This window comes from Aeromicrobium tamlense (assembly GCF_013408555.1).
GTDB classification, from domain to species: domain Bacteria; phylum Actinomycetota; class Actinomycetes; order Propionibacteriales; family Nocardioidaceae; genus Aeromicrobium; species Aeromicrobium tamlense.
This window is the reverse complement of the sequence record NZ_JACBZN010000001.1, coordinates 2,968,822-2,982,348: the sequence shown is the minus strand read 5'-3', so window position 1 is coordinate 2,982,348 and position 13,527 is coordinate 2,968,822. Positions and strand designations below refer to the sequence as shown.

Annotated in this window: 13 protein-coding genes; 11 read left to right on the top strand and 2 right to left on the bottom strand. The window is 70.4% G+C overall.

Going from position 1 to position 13,527, the window contains the following annotated elements:
- Positions 1-21 precede the first annotated feature (21 nt).
- From BJ975_RS14575 to BJ975_RS14565, 3 genes are read left to right on the top strand one after another with little or no spacing between them, the layout of a single operon-like run.
- Positions 22-888 carry an ABC transporter substrate-binding protein gene (locus BJ975_RS14575; protein WP_179427216.1) on the top strand — a complete coding sequence of 289 codons (867 nt, stop codon included), beginning with the start codon at positions 22-24 and terminating at the stop codon, positions 886-888.
- Between the two features lie 4 nt (positions 889-892).
- Complete coding sequence (locus BJ975_RS14570; RefSeq protein WP_269304568.1) at positions 893-1,759, top strand: amino acid ABC transporter permease; 867 nt, start codon at positions 893-895, stop codon at positions 1,757-1,759.
- Entirely contained in the window at positions 1,759-2,481 is a 723-nt protein-coding gene (locus tag BJ975_RS14565; protein WP_179427214.1) for an amino acid ABC transporter ATP-binding protein, read from the top strand. The genes BJ975_RS14570 and BJ975_RS14565 overlap by 1 nt, the downstream gene beginning before the upstream one ends.
- A 106-nt stretch (positions 2,482-2,587) precedes the next feature.
- On the opposite strand, the gene BJ975_RS14560 is transcribed toward BJ975_RS14565, so the two are convergent.
- A complete protein-coding gene (locus tag BJ975_RS14560; protein ID WP_179427212.1) occupies positions 2,588-3,412 on the bottom strand; it encodes an alpha/beta fold hydrolase in 825 nt (274 codons plus the stop codon).
- Positions 3,413-3,557: 145 nt separating this feature from the next.
- Between BJ975_RS14560 and BJ975_RS14555 the strand changes: the two genes are divergently transcribed.
- The 3 genes from BJ975_RS14555 to BJ975_RS14545 are packed head-to-tail and all read left to right on the top strand — an operon-like array spanning position 3,558 to position 6,255.
- Entirely contained in the window at positions 3,558-4,721 is a 1,164-nt protein-coding gene (locus BJ975_RS14555) for a CaiB/BaiF CoA transferase family protein (RefSeq protein ID WP_317628261.1), read from the top strand.
- A complete protein-coding gene (locus BJ975_RS14550; protein WP_179427210.1) occupies positions 4,721-5,863 on the top strand; it encodes an acyl-CoA dehydrogenase family protein in 1,143 nt (380 codons plus the stop codon). The genes BJ975_RS14555 and BJ975_RS14550 overlap by 1 nt, the downstream gene beginning before the upstream one ends.
- A 26-nt stretch (positions 5,864-5,889) precedes the next feature.
- On the top strand, positions 5,890-6,255 hold the full coding sequence (locus tag BJ975_RS14545) for a VOC family protein (protein ID WP_179427208.1): 366 nt from the start codon (positions 5,890-5,892) through the stop codon (positions 6,253-6,255).
- A 4-nt stretch (positions 6,256-6,259) separates the two neighbouring features.
- Here the strand turns inward: BJ975_RS14545 and BJ975_RS14540 are convergent, their stop codons facing one another.
- Positions 6,260-7,687 (bottom strand): MFS transporter, encoded by a 1,428-nt coding sequence (locus BJ975_RS14540; protein ID WP_179427206.1) that lies wholly within the window; start codon positions 7,685-7,687, stop codon positions 6,260-6,262.
- Between the two features lie 235 nt (positions 7,688-7,922).
- On the opposite strand from BJ975_RS14540, the gene BJ975_RS14535 reads away from it, so the two are divergent.
- Genes BJ975_RS14535 through BJ975_RS14515 form a run of 5 tightly spaced genes read left to right on the top strand, consistent with a single transcriptional unit; the run spans position 7,923 to position 13,526 of the window.
- Positions 7,923-8,933 carry an ABC transporter ATP-binding protein gene (locus BJ975_RS14535; RefSeq protein ID WP_179427204.1) on the top strand — a complete coding sequence of 337 codons (1,011 nt, stop codon included), beginning with the start codon at positions 7,923-7,925 and terminating at the stop codon, positions 8,931-8,933.
- Positions 8,930-9,967 carry an ABC transporter ATP-binding protein gene (locus BJ975_RS14530; protein WP_179427202.1) on the top strand — a complete coding sequence of 346 codons (1,038 nt, stop codon included), beginning with the start codon at positions 8,930-8,932 and terminating at the stop codon, positions 9,965-9,967. Before BJ975_RS14535 ends, BJ975_RS14530 begins: the two co-directional genes overlap by 4 nt.
- Positions 9,964-10,911: an ABC transporter permease gene (locus tag BJ975_RS14525; protein WP_179427200.1), complete on the top strand. Its 948-nt coding sequence runs from the start codon at positions 9,964-9,966 to the stop codon at positions 10,909-10,911. Before BJ975_RS14530 ends, BJ975_RS14525 begins: the two co-directional genes overlap by 4 nt.
- Positions 10,912-10,923: 12 nt before the next feature.
- The gene (locus BJ975_RS14520; protein WP_179427198.1) at positions 10,924-11,841 is read left to right on the top strand and encodes an ABC transporter permease; all 918 of its coding nucleotides are present in this window, start codon (positions 10,924-10,926) and stop codon (positions 11,839-11,841) included.
- Between the two features lie 47 nt (positions 11,842-11,888).
- Entirely contained in the window at positions 11,889-13,526 is a 1,638-nt protein-coding gene (locus tag BJ975_RS14515) for an ABC transporter substrate-binding protein (RefSeq protein ID WP_179427196.1), read from the top strand.
- The last annotated feature ends 1 nt before the right edge of the window (position 13,527 follow it).

The following is a 13,527-nucleotide window of genomic DNA, read 5'->3' as shown; positions in this document are numbered from 1 at the left end:
ACGCACATTACGATGGGCACCATGAAGCGTTCCCTGCTCGCCGTCCCCCTGGCGCTCCTCCTCTCCGTCGCGGCCGCCTGCGGCCCGGCCGACGACTCCGACGACGCGTCCTCGGACTCCACCGCCGGCGCGACCGCCGACTGCGCGGTCGACCAGCTGCCGCTCGTCAAGTCCGGCACCCTCACGATCGCCACCGACGACCCCGCCTTCGAGCCGTGGTTCGTCGACAACGACCCCAGCAACGGCAAGGGCTTCGAGTCCGCCGTCGCCTACGCCGTGGCCGAGCAGATGGGCTTCGAGCCCGACCAGGTCGCGTGGACCAAGGTGCCGTTCAACACCTCGTACCAGCCCGGCAAGAAGGCCTTCGACTTCGACATCAACCAGATCTCGATCACGAAGGACCGCCAGCAGGCCGTCGACTTCAGCAAGCCGTACTACTCGGCCGCGCAGGCGATCATCGTGCGCTCGGACTCGAAGTTCGCCGATGCCAAGAGCCTCGACGACTTCCGCACCGCGAGCCTGGGCGCACAGATCGGCACCACGTCGCTCAAGGCGATCGAGTCGCTCGAGACGCAGGACGCCCCGCTGGTCTACGACGACACCACCAAGGCCGCGCTCGCGCTGGCCAACGGCCAGGTCGACGGCATCGTGGCCGACCTGCCCAGCGCCTTCTACCTCGTCGCCGCCGAGCTCGAGGACGCGACGATCGCGGGTCAGTTCGACTTCGACGGCGGCGAGCCCGAGCAGTTCGGCCTCCTGCTGGAGAAGGGCAGCGAGCTGACCTCCTGTGTCGACGAGGCCGTCACGGCCCTGACCGAGGACGGCACGCTCGCCGACCTCGAGCAGGAGTGGCTGGCCGAGTCGCAGGACGTCCCCGTCCTGAAGTGACCCGGTGACCCACGCCGACCCCGGGCCCCTCGGCCCACCCCCGCTGTCCGCGCGGCAGCAGCAGCGCAACGCCTTCCGGCGTCGTCGCACGCTGCGCCGCGCGGCGGTGGGAACCGTCTCGAGCCTCGTCGTCCTCGGCCTGCTGGCCTGGGTGATCACGTCGGCGCCCGGCTGGCCGCGCGTCCGCGAGACCTTCTTCAGCGGGTACCACGCCCGCGAGTCCTTCCCCGCGATCTGGGACGCCTTCTGGCTCAACGTGCGGCTGTTCCTCACGGTCGAGGCCCTCGTGCTGCCGCTGGCGCTGCTGGTCGCGGTGGTCCGCGTCATCCCGTCGCCCGCGATGGCGCCGTTCAAGATCCTCGCCGCCGCGTACACCGACGTGTTCCGCGGCATCCCCACCATCCTCGTCGTGATGCTCGTCGGCTTCGGCTTCCCGGCGCTGGGCCTGGCGGGCGTGCCCACGAGCCTGTTCTGGCTGGGCGTCATCGCGCTGACCCTGAGCTACGGCGCCTACGTCGCCGAGGTCATCCGCGCCGGCATCCTCTCGGTGCACCCCACCCAGTGGGCCGCCGGGCGCGCCCTCGGCCTCGGCTACGGCCAGACCCTGACCCGCGTGATCCTGCCGCAGGCCGTCCGCAACGTGACCCCGCCGCTGATGAACGACTTCGTGTCCTTGCAGAAGGACACCGCGCTGGTGTCCACGATCGGTCTCGTCGAGGCGCTGCGCGCGGCCTCGGTCTACCAGGCCAGCACCTTCAACGTGACCTCGCTGTGCGTGGCCGCCCTGTTCTTCATCGTCGTGACGATCCCGCTGGCGCGGTTCACCGACTGGCTCACGATCCGCTCCATGCGCCGGCAGGGAGGCAGCTGATGCTGCGCGTCGCAGGAGTCCGCAAGTCGTTCGGCGACCACGTCGTCCTCGACGGCATCGACCTGACCGTCGAGCCGGGTGAGGTCGTCTGCCTCATCGGCGCGTCCGGTTCGGGCAAGTCCACGCTGCTGCGCTGCATCGACCTGCTCGAGCAGACCGACGACGGCGACATCTTCCTGGGCGACCTCGAGCTGACCGATCCGGCCATCGACGAGAACGCCACCCGCGCCCGGATCGCGATGGTGTTCCAGGCCTTCAACCTGTTCCCGCACCTGAGCGTGCTGCAGAACCTCACGCTCGGGCCGCGCCGGGTCAAGGGCGTCTCGAAGGCCGAGGCCGTGCGCCGTGCCCACGAGCTGCTGGCCCGCGTGGGGCTGGAGGCGAAGGCGGGGTCCTACCCGGACTCGCTGTCCGGCGGTCAGCAGCAGCGGGTCGCGCTGGTGCGCGCGGTCGCGATGGACCCCGAGCTGCTGCTCCTCGACGAGGTGACGTCGGCGCTCGACCCGCTGCTCGTGGCCGAGGTGCTCGACGTCATCCGCCAGCTCAAGGACGAGGGCCGCACCATCGTCATGGCCACCCACGAGATGGACTTCGCCCGCGAGTGCGCCGACCGGATCGTGTTCCTCGCCGAGGGCCGCATCGTGGAGGCCGGGCCGCCCGAGCAGCTCTTCACCGCGCCGCAGGACCCGCGGACCGCGGCCTTCCTCGCCCGTCACCGCTGACCGCCCCTCCGGGGCGCCAGATGTGTAGCGCTGTCCACGCCTTTTCGGCGGATCCACCGGAAGAACGGTGGATACCGCTACAGATCTCGCGCGCCGGAGGCGTGAGTCAGGCGGCGGGGGCGCTCGCGGCGGCGCGGGCGGTGGTGTGGCGGATGGCCGCCACGACCTGCTCGGGGGAGTCGCCCATGGGGACGTGGCCGCAGTCCTTCAGGGTCACGAACTCGGCGCCTCGCATCCGCTTGGCGGCCAGCTTGGCCTGGGACTGGTGCAGGATGAGGTCGTGGTCGCCCCAGGCGATCGTGATCGGGACCTTCGCCGAGCCGCGGAACGCCGCGGGCGAGGTGAACCCCAGCGGGACGCACCGGAGGAAGTAGCGCCAGAAGCCCTTGCCGCTCCTCATCGCCAGCGCGTCGCCGTAGACGCGCTCGGCGGAGTACCGGCCCGGGTGGCGGTAGAGCACGAAGCCGATGAGGAAGCGTCCGATAGCAACGCTCGCCGCGAGGCGCAGCACCGGCTTCGGCAGGTACGAGCCGAGCTTGAGCGGCAGCAGCGTCAGCGTGGCCTGCAGCAGGCTCCACGGCCGGAAGTAGCCGGCCGGCGACAGGCCGGTGGCCGAGCGCACCTGCCCGTGCTGGGCGAGCGCGATCGAGATCAGGCCACCGAGTGAGTTGCCCGCGACGTGCGGCCGGTCCACGCCCCAGCGCTCGAAGTTCTCGGCGAGCACCGAGACGACGTTCTCGGCGCTGTAGCCGGTGCCGGCGGGCAGGGCGGGGGAGTCGCCCAGGCCCGGCAGGTCGACCGCGATGACGTCGTAGTGCTGCGCCAGCTCGTCGATCACCGGGTCGAACGCAGCCCGCCGGTGGCCGATGCCGTGCAGGAGGACGAGCGGCTCGCCCTGCCCGCGTCGCGTGTACGCCAGCTCGCACTTCATGGGACTCCTCGGGGGATCGCACACCGGCACGACCGATGTGACACTCACGATGTCGCATGCAGCATCGCACAGTTCGCGCGCGCTGTGAACCGGGCCACACGGGAGTCGGTTGCCACTGTGACAGCGTTGGTGTCAGAATCACGGCGTGACCCAGAGCACAGGACCCCTGAGTGGTGTGCGCGTCGTCGAGATGGTCGGGATCGGGCCCGGGCCGTTCGCGGCGATGCTGCTCGCCGACCTCGGTGCCGACGTCATCCGCATCGACCGTCCGGGCGGCAACGCCCTGCAGGTCGCGCCTCCCGAGCGCGACATCCTGGGCCGCAACCGGCCCAGCGCCGCCGTCGACCTCAAGACCTCGGAGGGCGTCGAGCTCGTGCTCCAGCTGGTCGAGCGCGCCGACATCCTCCTCGAGGGCTTCCGTCCCGGCGTCATGGAGCGTCTCGGGCTCGGCCCCGAGGTCGCGCTGGAGCGGAACCCACGCCTGGTCTACGGCCGGATGACGGGCTGGGGCCAGACCGGCCCGCTGGCCTCCTCCGCCGGCCACGACGTCAACTACATCGCCGTCGCCGGAGGCCTCGACCCGATCGGCCGCGCCGGCGGTCCGCCCCAGGTGCCGCTCAACCTCTTGGGCGACTTCGCCGGCGGGTCGATGTACCTCGTCACCGGCGTGCTCGCCGCGCTCACCCACGCCCGCGGCACGGGTGAGGGGCAGGTCGTCGACGCCGCGATCACCGACGGCGTCGCGCACCTCATGGCGATGACCGTGAGCATGCAGCAGTCCGGCGCGTGGAGCCCCCGCCGCGGCACGAACCTGCTCGACACCGGAGCCCCGTTCTACGACGTCTACGAGACCTCGGACGGCTACTGGATGAGCGTCGGCGGCCTCGAGCCGCGGTTCTGGTACGCCATGCAGGAGGTGTTCGCCTCGGTCGGCCTGGGCGACCTGCCCGACCGGAACGACCCCAAGAACTGGGCCGAGCTGCGCGAGACGCTGCGCACCTGGTTCCTCAGCCGGACGCAGGAGGAGTGGACGGCGCTCTTCGCCGGCACCGACGCCTGCGTCGCCCCCGTCGTGCCCCTCGAGGAGGCGTACGAGCACCCCCACCACGTCGCGCGGGGCACGTACGTCGAGGAGTACGGCATCACCCAGCCCGCACCCGCCCCCCGCTTCTCGGCCACCGGCACCGGCATCCACCGGGCGCCCGACCGGCCGGGCGCCAGCACCCGCGAGGCGCTGACCGCGTGGGGCATCGAGGACGTGGACGACCTGATCGAGAACAAGGTCGCCGTCGAGAACGAGGAGAACTGATGGAGCGCACCCTGTTCGAGCCCGAGCACGAGTCGTTCCGCGACACCGTGCGCACCTTCCTGGAGAAGGAGGTCGTGCCCCACCACGAGGAGTGGGAGCGCGAGGGCATCGTGCCGCGCGAGGTCTGGACGAAGGCCGGCGAGCTGGGCCTGCTCGGCTTCATGATGCCCGAGGAGTTCGGCGGCGGCGGGGTCTCGGACTTCCGCTACAACGTCGTGCTTCAGGAGGAGCTCACCCGCGTCGGCGCGAGCGGCGTCGGCTTCGCGCTGCACACCGACCTCGTCTCGGGCTACCTGCTCAGCTACACGAACGACGAGCAGAGGCAGCGCTGGTTCCCGAAGTTCGTGTCGGGCGAGATGATCACCGCGATCGCCATGACCGAGCCCGGCACCGGGTCCGACCTCCAGGGCATCCGCACCACGGCCGTGCGCGAGGGCGACCACTACGTCGTCAACGGCGCGAAGACCTTCATCACGAACGGCATCAACGCCGACTTCGTCATCGTGGCGTGCAAGACCGATCCCGACGCGGGCGCGATGGGCGTGTCGCTGATCGTGCTCGAGCGCGGCATGGAGGGCTTCGAGCGCGGCCGCAACCTCGACAAGCTGGGCCTCAAGGCGCAGGACACCGCCGAGCTCTTCTTCGACAACGTCCGCGTGCCGGTGGAGAACCTGCTGGGCGAGGAGGGCCGCGGCTTCGTCTACCTCATGGAGAAGCTGCCGCAGGAGCGCCTCACGATCTCGGTCGTCGCGGCGGCCGCGTGCCGCCAGGTCATCGACATGACGCTGGAGTACGTGAAGAGCCGCAAGGCGTTCGGCAAGCCGATCGGCTCGTTCCAGAACACCCGGTTCGTGCTGGCCGAGCTCGAGACCGAGCAGCGCATCGCCCAGGTCTTCGTCGACCGCAGCGTGGAGGCGCTCAACGATGGCAAGCTCTCGATCGACGACGCCGCGGCCGGCAAGTGGTGGACCACCGAGCTGCAGAAGAGGACCGTCGACTCGTGCCTGCAGCTGCACGGCGGCTACGGCTACATGAGCGAGTACCCGATCAGCAAGGCGTACCGCGATACGCGCATCCAGACGATCTACGGCGGCACCACCGAGATCATGAAGGAGATCGTCGGGCGCTCCCTGGGCATCTGACCCCGCGCCCTTCGTAGGCTGCCCCCATGGGGGTGACGGGCGGCTTCCCGATCCTGGCGACGCGAGACCTGCCGAGGCTCGAGTCGTTCTACCGCGACGCCTTCGGCGCCGAGCGCACCTACGCGTTCGACGCCGGCGGTCGCGACGTCTACGTCGCGCTCGCGCTGGGCGGCTCGTCGATCGGCATCGCCGTCGACGACGACCTGGGGACCGAGCCGATCGGGATGGCGCTGTGGCTCTACGTCGACGACCTCGACGACGCCTACCGGGCGGCCCTCGAGGCGGGCGGGACGAGCATCGCCGAGCCGGCGCCGATGCCGTGGGGCGAGCGCGTCGCGCAGGTGCGCGACCCCGGCGGCTTCGTCGTGCACCTCGGGATCGAGGCGGACTGACGGTTCAGGTGGGCTCGGCGGCGCCCTGCAGGGCCACCGCGTCGTGCTCCTGGAGGATCTCCGGCGACGGCTTCAGCGCCGCGACGATGGAGAGCGTCATGCCGATGAGCCCGAGGATGCACAGCAGCAGGAGGGCGTAGCCGAAGCCCGCGATGACCTCGGCGGGCGGATCGCCGGGGATCGACGCCTGCAGCACCGCGTCGCTCAGCGCCGGGCTGAGGCCGATCGTCATGAGCGTCAGGGCCACCGCGAGGCTCAGCACGTTGCCGGTGTTCTGCACCGCGAGCCGCATGCCGTTCACGACGCCGAGGCTGGACTCGGGCGTCGCCTCGAGCAGCGAGGTCGCGTTCGAGCCGATGAACAGGCCCGTGCCCATGCCCATGAGGACGAGCCCGACACCCAGCACCCACGTGTTCTGCGTGAACACGCCCCCGGCCAGGGCGAACACGCCGAGCTGGCCGACGATCGCGCCGAACGAGGAGATCTGCCGCGAGCGCCACCGCCGGGACAGCCGCCCCACGCACAGCGATCCGAGGATGCTGCCGATCGGCATCGGCAGCAGGAGCAGGGCCGTCTCGCTGGGCCGGAAGCCCAGCGGGCCCTGCAGGTAGAGGCTCATCAGGACGATGGCCGGGAACCGGCCCGCGCTCAGGAAGAACCCCGCCAGCAGGAGCAGGCCGATGCCGTGGGTGCGCAGTGTCTCGACGTCGATGACGGGGTGGCGGCTGCGGCGCTCGGCGAACGCCAGGGCGGGCAGCAGCGCGAGGGCGAGCAGCAGGCTGCCCCAGACCCACGGGCTGCTCCACGTGAACTCGGTGACGAGCGAGATGCCCACGGTCGTGAGCGTGATGACGGCGATCACGATCACGTTCCCGGGCAGGTCGAGCGAGGTCTTCTCCTCGCGCTCGTCCTTGCGCCGCAGCAGGAACCAGCCCGTGGTGAAGGCGACCAGGCCGATCGGGACGTTCATCCAGAACACCCACCGCCAGTCGGTGACCTCGAGGATCATGCCGGCGGCGATCGGGCCGATGAGGCTCGCGATCGGGAACGACGCGGCGTACAGGCCCATGGCGCTGCCGAGGGAGTCACGCGGGAAGATCGCGTGGATCAAGGTGGCGCCGTTGCCCAGCAGGATCGCGCCGCCCAGCGCGGCCACGATCCGCAGCCAGATCAGCCAGTCGACGGTGGGCGCGAAGCCGCACGCGAGGCTGCAGATGGTGTAGAGCGCGAGCGCGCCGAGGTAGAAGCGCCGCTGGTCGACGATGTCGCTGATCCGTCCGAACAGCAGCAGGCACGCCGTGCTGGCGACCATGTAGCCCAGGATCAGCCAGCTGGCCTGCAGCTGGGTCGCGTCGAAGTGCCGCGTCAGGGCGGGCAGCGCGACGTTGACGGTGCTCGAGTTGAGACCGATCAGCATGCTGACCAGGCACACGACGCAGAGCGTGGACCAGGCAGCGGCGCCGGCACGTGGTCGTTGGCTCCTCACGGCACCTCCCGAATAGAACCATATTCTAAAATCACGTTCTTTGCACCACCCGTCCGTGGTGTCACTCCGAGTCACACGCCGGGTAGGTCGCGCGGCGCGGGATGTGACCCTTGACACATCCGTGCCCGCACTGGATGATCAAGCCATCCTAGAGTGAGATTCTAGATTGGGGTACGGAATTGTGACCACCTCAGGTGAGCGGCTCGTCCGGGTGGACGACCTGCACGTGGAGTTCAGCACCGGCGGCCGGCAGGTCGAGGCGATCAGTGGCGTGAGCCTCGACATCCGGGCCGGGGAGACCGTCGCCGTCGTGGGCGAGTCCGGATCGGGCAAGAGCGTGACCGCGCTCGCGATGCTCGGACTGCTCGGCAACGGGCGGATCAGCGGCGGCACGGTGCGCTGGGACGGCGAGGACATCACCCACGCGTCGAAGAAGCGGTTGCGCCAGCTGCGCGGCAACGAGGTCTCGATCGTCTTCCAGGACCCGATGACGGCCCTGGACCCGCTGTTCTCGGTCGGCAACCAGCTGTCCGAGGCGCTGCGGATGCACCAGAGGATGTCGAAGAAGCAGGCCCGGCGCCGCGCGGTGGAGCTGCTCTCCGAGGTGGGCATCCCCGATCCGGAGTCGAAGGTCGACGCCTACCCCCACCAGCTCTCGGGCGGCCAGCGCCAGCGTGTGATGATCGCCGGCGCCCTGGCGTGCTCGCCCCGGCTGCTCATCGCCGACGAGCCGACGACGGCGCTCGACGTGACCGTCGAGGCGCAGGTGCTGCGGCTCATCCGCGACCTGCAGCAGCAGACGGGCGTCGCCCTCATGCTGATCACCCACGACATGGGCGTGGTCGCCGAGATGGCCGACCGGGTCGCGGTGTTCTACGCCGGCGAGGTCGTGGAGACCGGGACGGTGGAGGAGATCCTCACCGACCCCAAGCACCCGTACACGCAGGCCCTGCTGCGAGCGATCCCCCGACCCGACACGCCGCGCGACGAGCCGATGCCGGCCATTCCCGGCGTGGTGCCGTCGCTCGAGGCGATGCCCACCGGGTGCCGCTTCTCGACCCGGTGCCCGCTGTCGGAGGCCGGCCGGTGCGACGAGCCGCAGCAGCTGCTCGAGATCGACGGGCGCAACGCCCGGTGCTGGCGGGTGGCCGAGGCCGACGAGCCGGCCCTCGCGGCGGGGGTGGCGCGATGAGCGCCGGGACGCCGGTCGCGCCGGTGACCGAGTCGCCCGTCAGCGTCGTGCCGGAGGTGACGCCGTCGACCGGTCCGATCCTCGAGCTGAGCGACGTGGTGAAGCACTTCCCCGGCCGCAAGCGCCAGCCTCCGGTGCGCGCCGTCGACGGCGTGAGCCTCTCGGTGGGCCGCGGCGAGACCGTGGGCCTCGTGGGCGAGTCCGGCTCGGGCAAGTCGACCCTCGGCCGGCTCGCGCTGAGCCTGCTGGAGCCGACCTCCGGCCGGGTCTCGTTCGACGGCAGCGACGTCTCGAGGCTGGGCCGCCGCGACCTCGCCCGACTCCGCCGCCGCATGCAGCTGGTCTTCCAGGACCCCGTCAGCTCGTTCAGCCCGCGCATGACGATCGAGGAGGTGCTGACCGAGCCGATGGTGGTCCACCGGATCGGCACCCCGGAGTCGCGGCACCGGCGCTGTCTCGAGCTGCTCGACCTCGTCGGCCTGCCGTCGCGGGCGCTCGAGCGGTTCCCGCACCAGTTCTCCGGCGGCCAGGCCCAGCGCATCGGCGTCGCCCGCGCGCTCACCACCGACCCCGACCTCATCGTGTGCGACGAGGCGGTGTCCGCGCTCGACGTGTCGGTGCAGGCGCAGATCCTCAACCTGCTGCGCGAGGTCCAGCGCGAGCTCGGGCTGAGCTACCTCTTCATCGCGCACGACCTCAACGTGGTGCGCTACATGTCCGACCGGATCTGCGTGATGTACCTCGGCAAGGTCGTCGAGTCCGGCCCGACCGACGACCTCATGAACGCGCCGCAGCACCCCTACACGGCGGCACTGGTCGAGGCGGTGCCGTCGCTGGAGAACCGCGGTCACCTGCGCTCGCCACTCGCCGGCGAGATCCCGAGTCCGAGCCGCCCGCCGTCGGGCTGCCACTTCCACACGAGGTGCCCGCGCCGGTTCGAGCCGTGCGACCACGACGAGCCGCAGCTGCTCCAGCTGGGGCAGCGCGAGGTCGCCTGCCACCTCGTGGACGAGCGGAAGGTCGTCGACGCATGATCACCTTCGCCGGCCGTCGCGTGGGCTACGGACTCCTCGTCCTGGGACTCGTCGCCACGTTCACCTTCCTCACGCTGCGGCTCATCCCGGGCGACGTCGTCCGCCTCCAGCTGGCGGACGCACCCGGCGCGACGGAGGAGCAGGTCGCCCAGCGCTCCGCCGAGCTCGGTCTCGACGAGCCGCTCGTCTCGCAGTTCTTCACCTTCATGACCGACGCGATGCGGCTGGACTTCGGCACCTCGTTCCAGGACGGGCGCCCGGTCGTGGACCACATCGCCGAGCGGCTGCCCGCGACGCTCGAGCTGGGCCTGCTGGCCCTGTTCCTCGGCCTCGCCCTGGGCATCCCCCTGGGCGTGATCTCGGCGCTGAAGCCGAACTCCCTGACCGACCAGATCCTGCGCGTCCTGGCCGTCGTGGGCATGTCGATCCCGAACTTCTGGCTGGCGCTGCTGCTCATCACCTACCTCGCGCAGTGGTTCGGGTGGTCGCCACCGCTGGTCTACGTCGGGCCGGGGGAGAACCTGGCCCAGAACCTCACGCACCTCGCCCTGCCGGCGCTGGCGCTCGCGGTGGGGTCGATGGCCGGCGTGGCCCGCATGCTGCGCTCCTCGATGCTCGAGGTCCTCGGCTCGAACTTCATCCGGACGGTCCGCTCGCGCGGCGCCTCGGAGTTCACCGTGCTGGCCAAGCACGCGGGTCGCAACAGCCTCATCCCCGTGTTCTCGCTGCTCGGCCTGCAGGTCGGCGCGATCCTCGGCGGCACCGTGATCCTCGAGTCGATCTTCAGCATCCCCGGCATGGGCTCGCTGATCTTCGACGCGGTGCAGAACCGCGACTACCCCGTCGTCCTGGGCTGCGTGATCGTCTACGGCGGCCTGTTCATCCTCGTCAACCTGCTCGTCGACATCCTCTACGCGGTCGTCGACCCGCGGATCCGGTACTGAGAGGCCCTCGTCATGACGACCACCGAACCCCGTCTCGCGTCCGCCACCGCCACGGGAGCGCTGCCCCCGCCGATCCTGTCGCGCGGCGCCCGCCGGCGCCGCGGGATGTGGCGCTACCTGCGCGAGCAGCCCTTCGGCGCCGTCGCGGCCGCGATCATCCTCGTGTTCGTGGCGCTCGCGATCCTCGCGCCGCTGATCTCGCCGTACGACCCGCTCGCGCAGAACCGCGCGGCGATCATGGTGCCGCCGAACGCCGACCACCTGATGGGCACCGACGACCTCGGGCGCGACGTGCTCAGCCGCGTCCTCTACGGGGCCCGGACCTCGCTGCTCATCTCGGTCGCGACCCTCGCCATCGGCGGCGTCGCCGGCCTGGTGCTGGGCATCGTGTCGGGCTACTTCGGCGGCACGTGGGTCGACACCGTGATCCAGCGGATCATGGACTCGCTCATGGCGGTCCCGTCGATCGTCCTGCTGCTGTTCGTGGCCGCCCTGCTCGGCCCGAGCATCCGCAACACGATCCTCGCGCTGGCGCTGCTCGTGATCCCCGCCTTCAACCGCGTGGCACGCGGCGAGATGCTGCGCATCCGCGAGGAGACCTACGTCGAGGCGGCCCGCGCGGTCGGGTGCAGCACGAAGCGGATCCTGGTGAAGTACGGCCTGCCGAACCTCATGGCCCCGCTGTTCGTCGTGACCAGCCTGCTGTTCGCGATCGTCCTGATCGCCGAGTCGGCCCTGAGCTTCCTGGGCATCGGCACGCCTCCGCCGACCCCGTCCTGGGGCCGGATGCTCAGCGAGGCCTCGCGCCAGCTGGAGATCGCGCCGTGGATGGCGCTGTTCCCCGGTCTGGCCCTGTCCATCTCCGTGCTCGCGTTCAACCTGCTGGGCGACGCGCTGCGCGACTTCCTCGACCCCAAGCAACGTCGATGACCACCCGTTCCCGCCGATCACCCCGTGCCGCGACCCAAGGAGACACCATGACCACCACCCGCAGACCGGCGAAGCTCGCCGCGATCCTCGTCGCGACGGCGGCCGTGTCGTCCGCCTGCTTCGGCAGCGGCGGCGGCTCGTCCGAGTCCTCCGCCGAGGGCGCGCTCGTCACGGACGACGGCCCGCCCCAGCCGGGCGGCACGTTCCACATCGCCGGCACGGCCGACGCGCCGTCGCTGGACCTGCAGAAGGAGCCGGCGTACTCGGTGCACTCCGCGATCGGTGCGGTCTACAGCCGGCTGCTGGCGTTCAAGACCGGCGAGGACGTGGAGTACGGCACGAACGAGGTCGAGGGCGACCTCGCCGAGTCGTGGGACACCAGCGAGGACAACCGCACCTGGACCATCACGCTCCGTGACGGGGTCGTCTGGCACGACAAGCCCCCGGTGTCGGGCCGGGCGTTCACCTCGAAGGACGTGCTCTGCACGTTCGACCGGATGAAGGACATCCAGGGCCACGCGCTGGGCCTGATCGGCAACGTCGACTCGATCGAGGCGCCCGACGACCAGACCGTGGTGTTCACGCTCAAGTCCGGCTTCTCGGCGTTCGACGAGACGCTCGCCAACCCGTTCCTGGCGATCCTGCCGTGCGAGGCGAAGGACGGCGGCTTCGACCCGGCCACCGAGGCCATCGGCACCGGGCCGTTCATGCTCGAGTCGTGGAAGCGCGACCAGGAGCGCGTCTACGTCAAGAACCCCGACTACTTCGTGGAGAACCAGCCGTACCTCGACGGCTACACGACCACGATCATGCCCGACGCGCAGGCGCAGATCGCCGCGCTGCGCAGCAACAAGATCGACATGATGACGACGCTCTCCACCGAGAAGCGCCAGGTCGACCAGCTGCTCAGCCAGGTCGAGGGACTGCAGAAGAGCCAGGAGGCCGGCACGACGCAGACCCGCGTCTACATGAACGCCGAGTCGAAGCCGTTCGACCAGGTCGAGGTGCGTCGCGCCGTGGCCATGGCGATCGACAAGCAGGGCATGATCGACAGCATCCGCGCCGGCGGCACGGTCACCGGCCCGATCACCCCGACGATCTTCGGCGCGCTGCCGACCGAGGAGGTCGAGAAGCTCGTCCCGTACGACCCGGACGAGGCGAAGAAGCAGCTCGCCGACGCCGGCTTCCCCGACGGCTTCGAGGCCACGATGGTCGTCACGACCGGCTACGGCGAGACGATCGTGCGCGAGGCGCAGTGGGTCCAGGAGGACCTCGCCAAGATCGGCATCAAGGTCAAGCTGGACGTCCAGGACTACGCCACCTACGCCGGTGACACGTGGCCCAACGGCAAGTACGACATCGCCTACGGACTGCAGACGCCGATGCTCACCGCCGACGAGTACCTCACCACCGAGTACCACTCGAAGGGCAGCCGCAACTGGTCGAACGTGAACGATCCGGAGCTGGACGCCAAGATCGAGGCGCAGCGCGCGATCACCGACACGGGCGAGCGCGAGAAGGCGCTCCAGGAGATCGACCGGTACATCCTCGAGAACGTCCTGACGCCCCTGCCGCTGTACGTCTACGACGGTCAGACCCTGCTCTCGCCCCGCGTGCGCTCGTGGAACCCGCACCCGGACTACTCGGCCCGCGAGTACGAGAACATCTGGCTGAAGCAGGACTGAC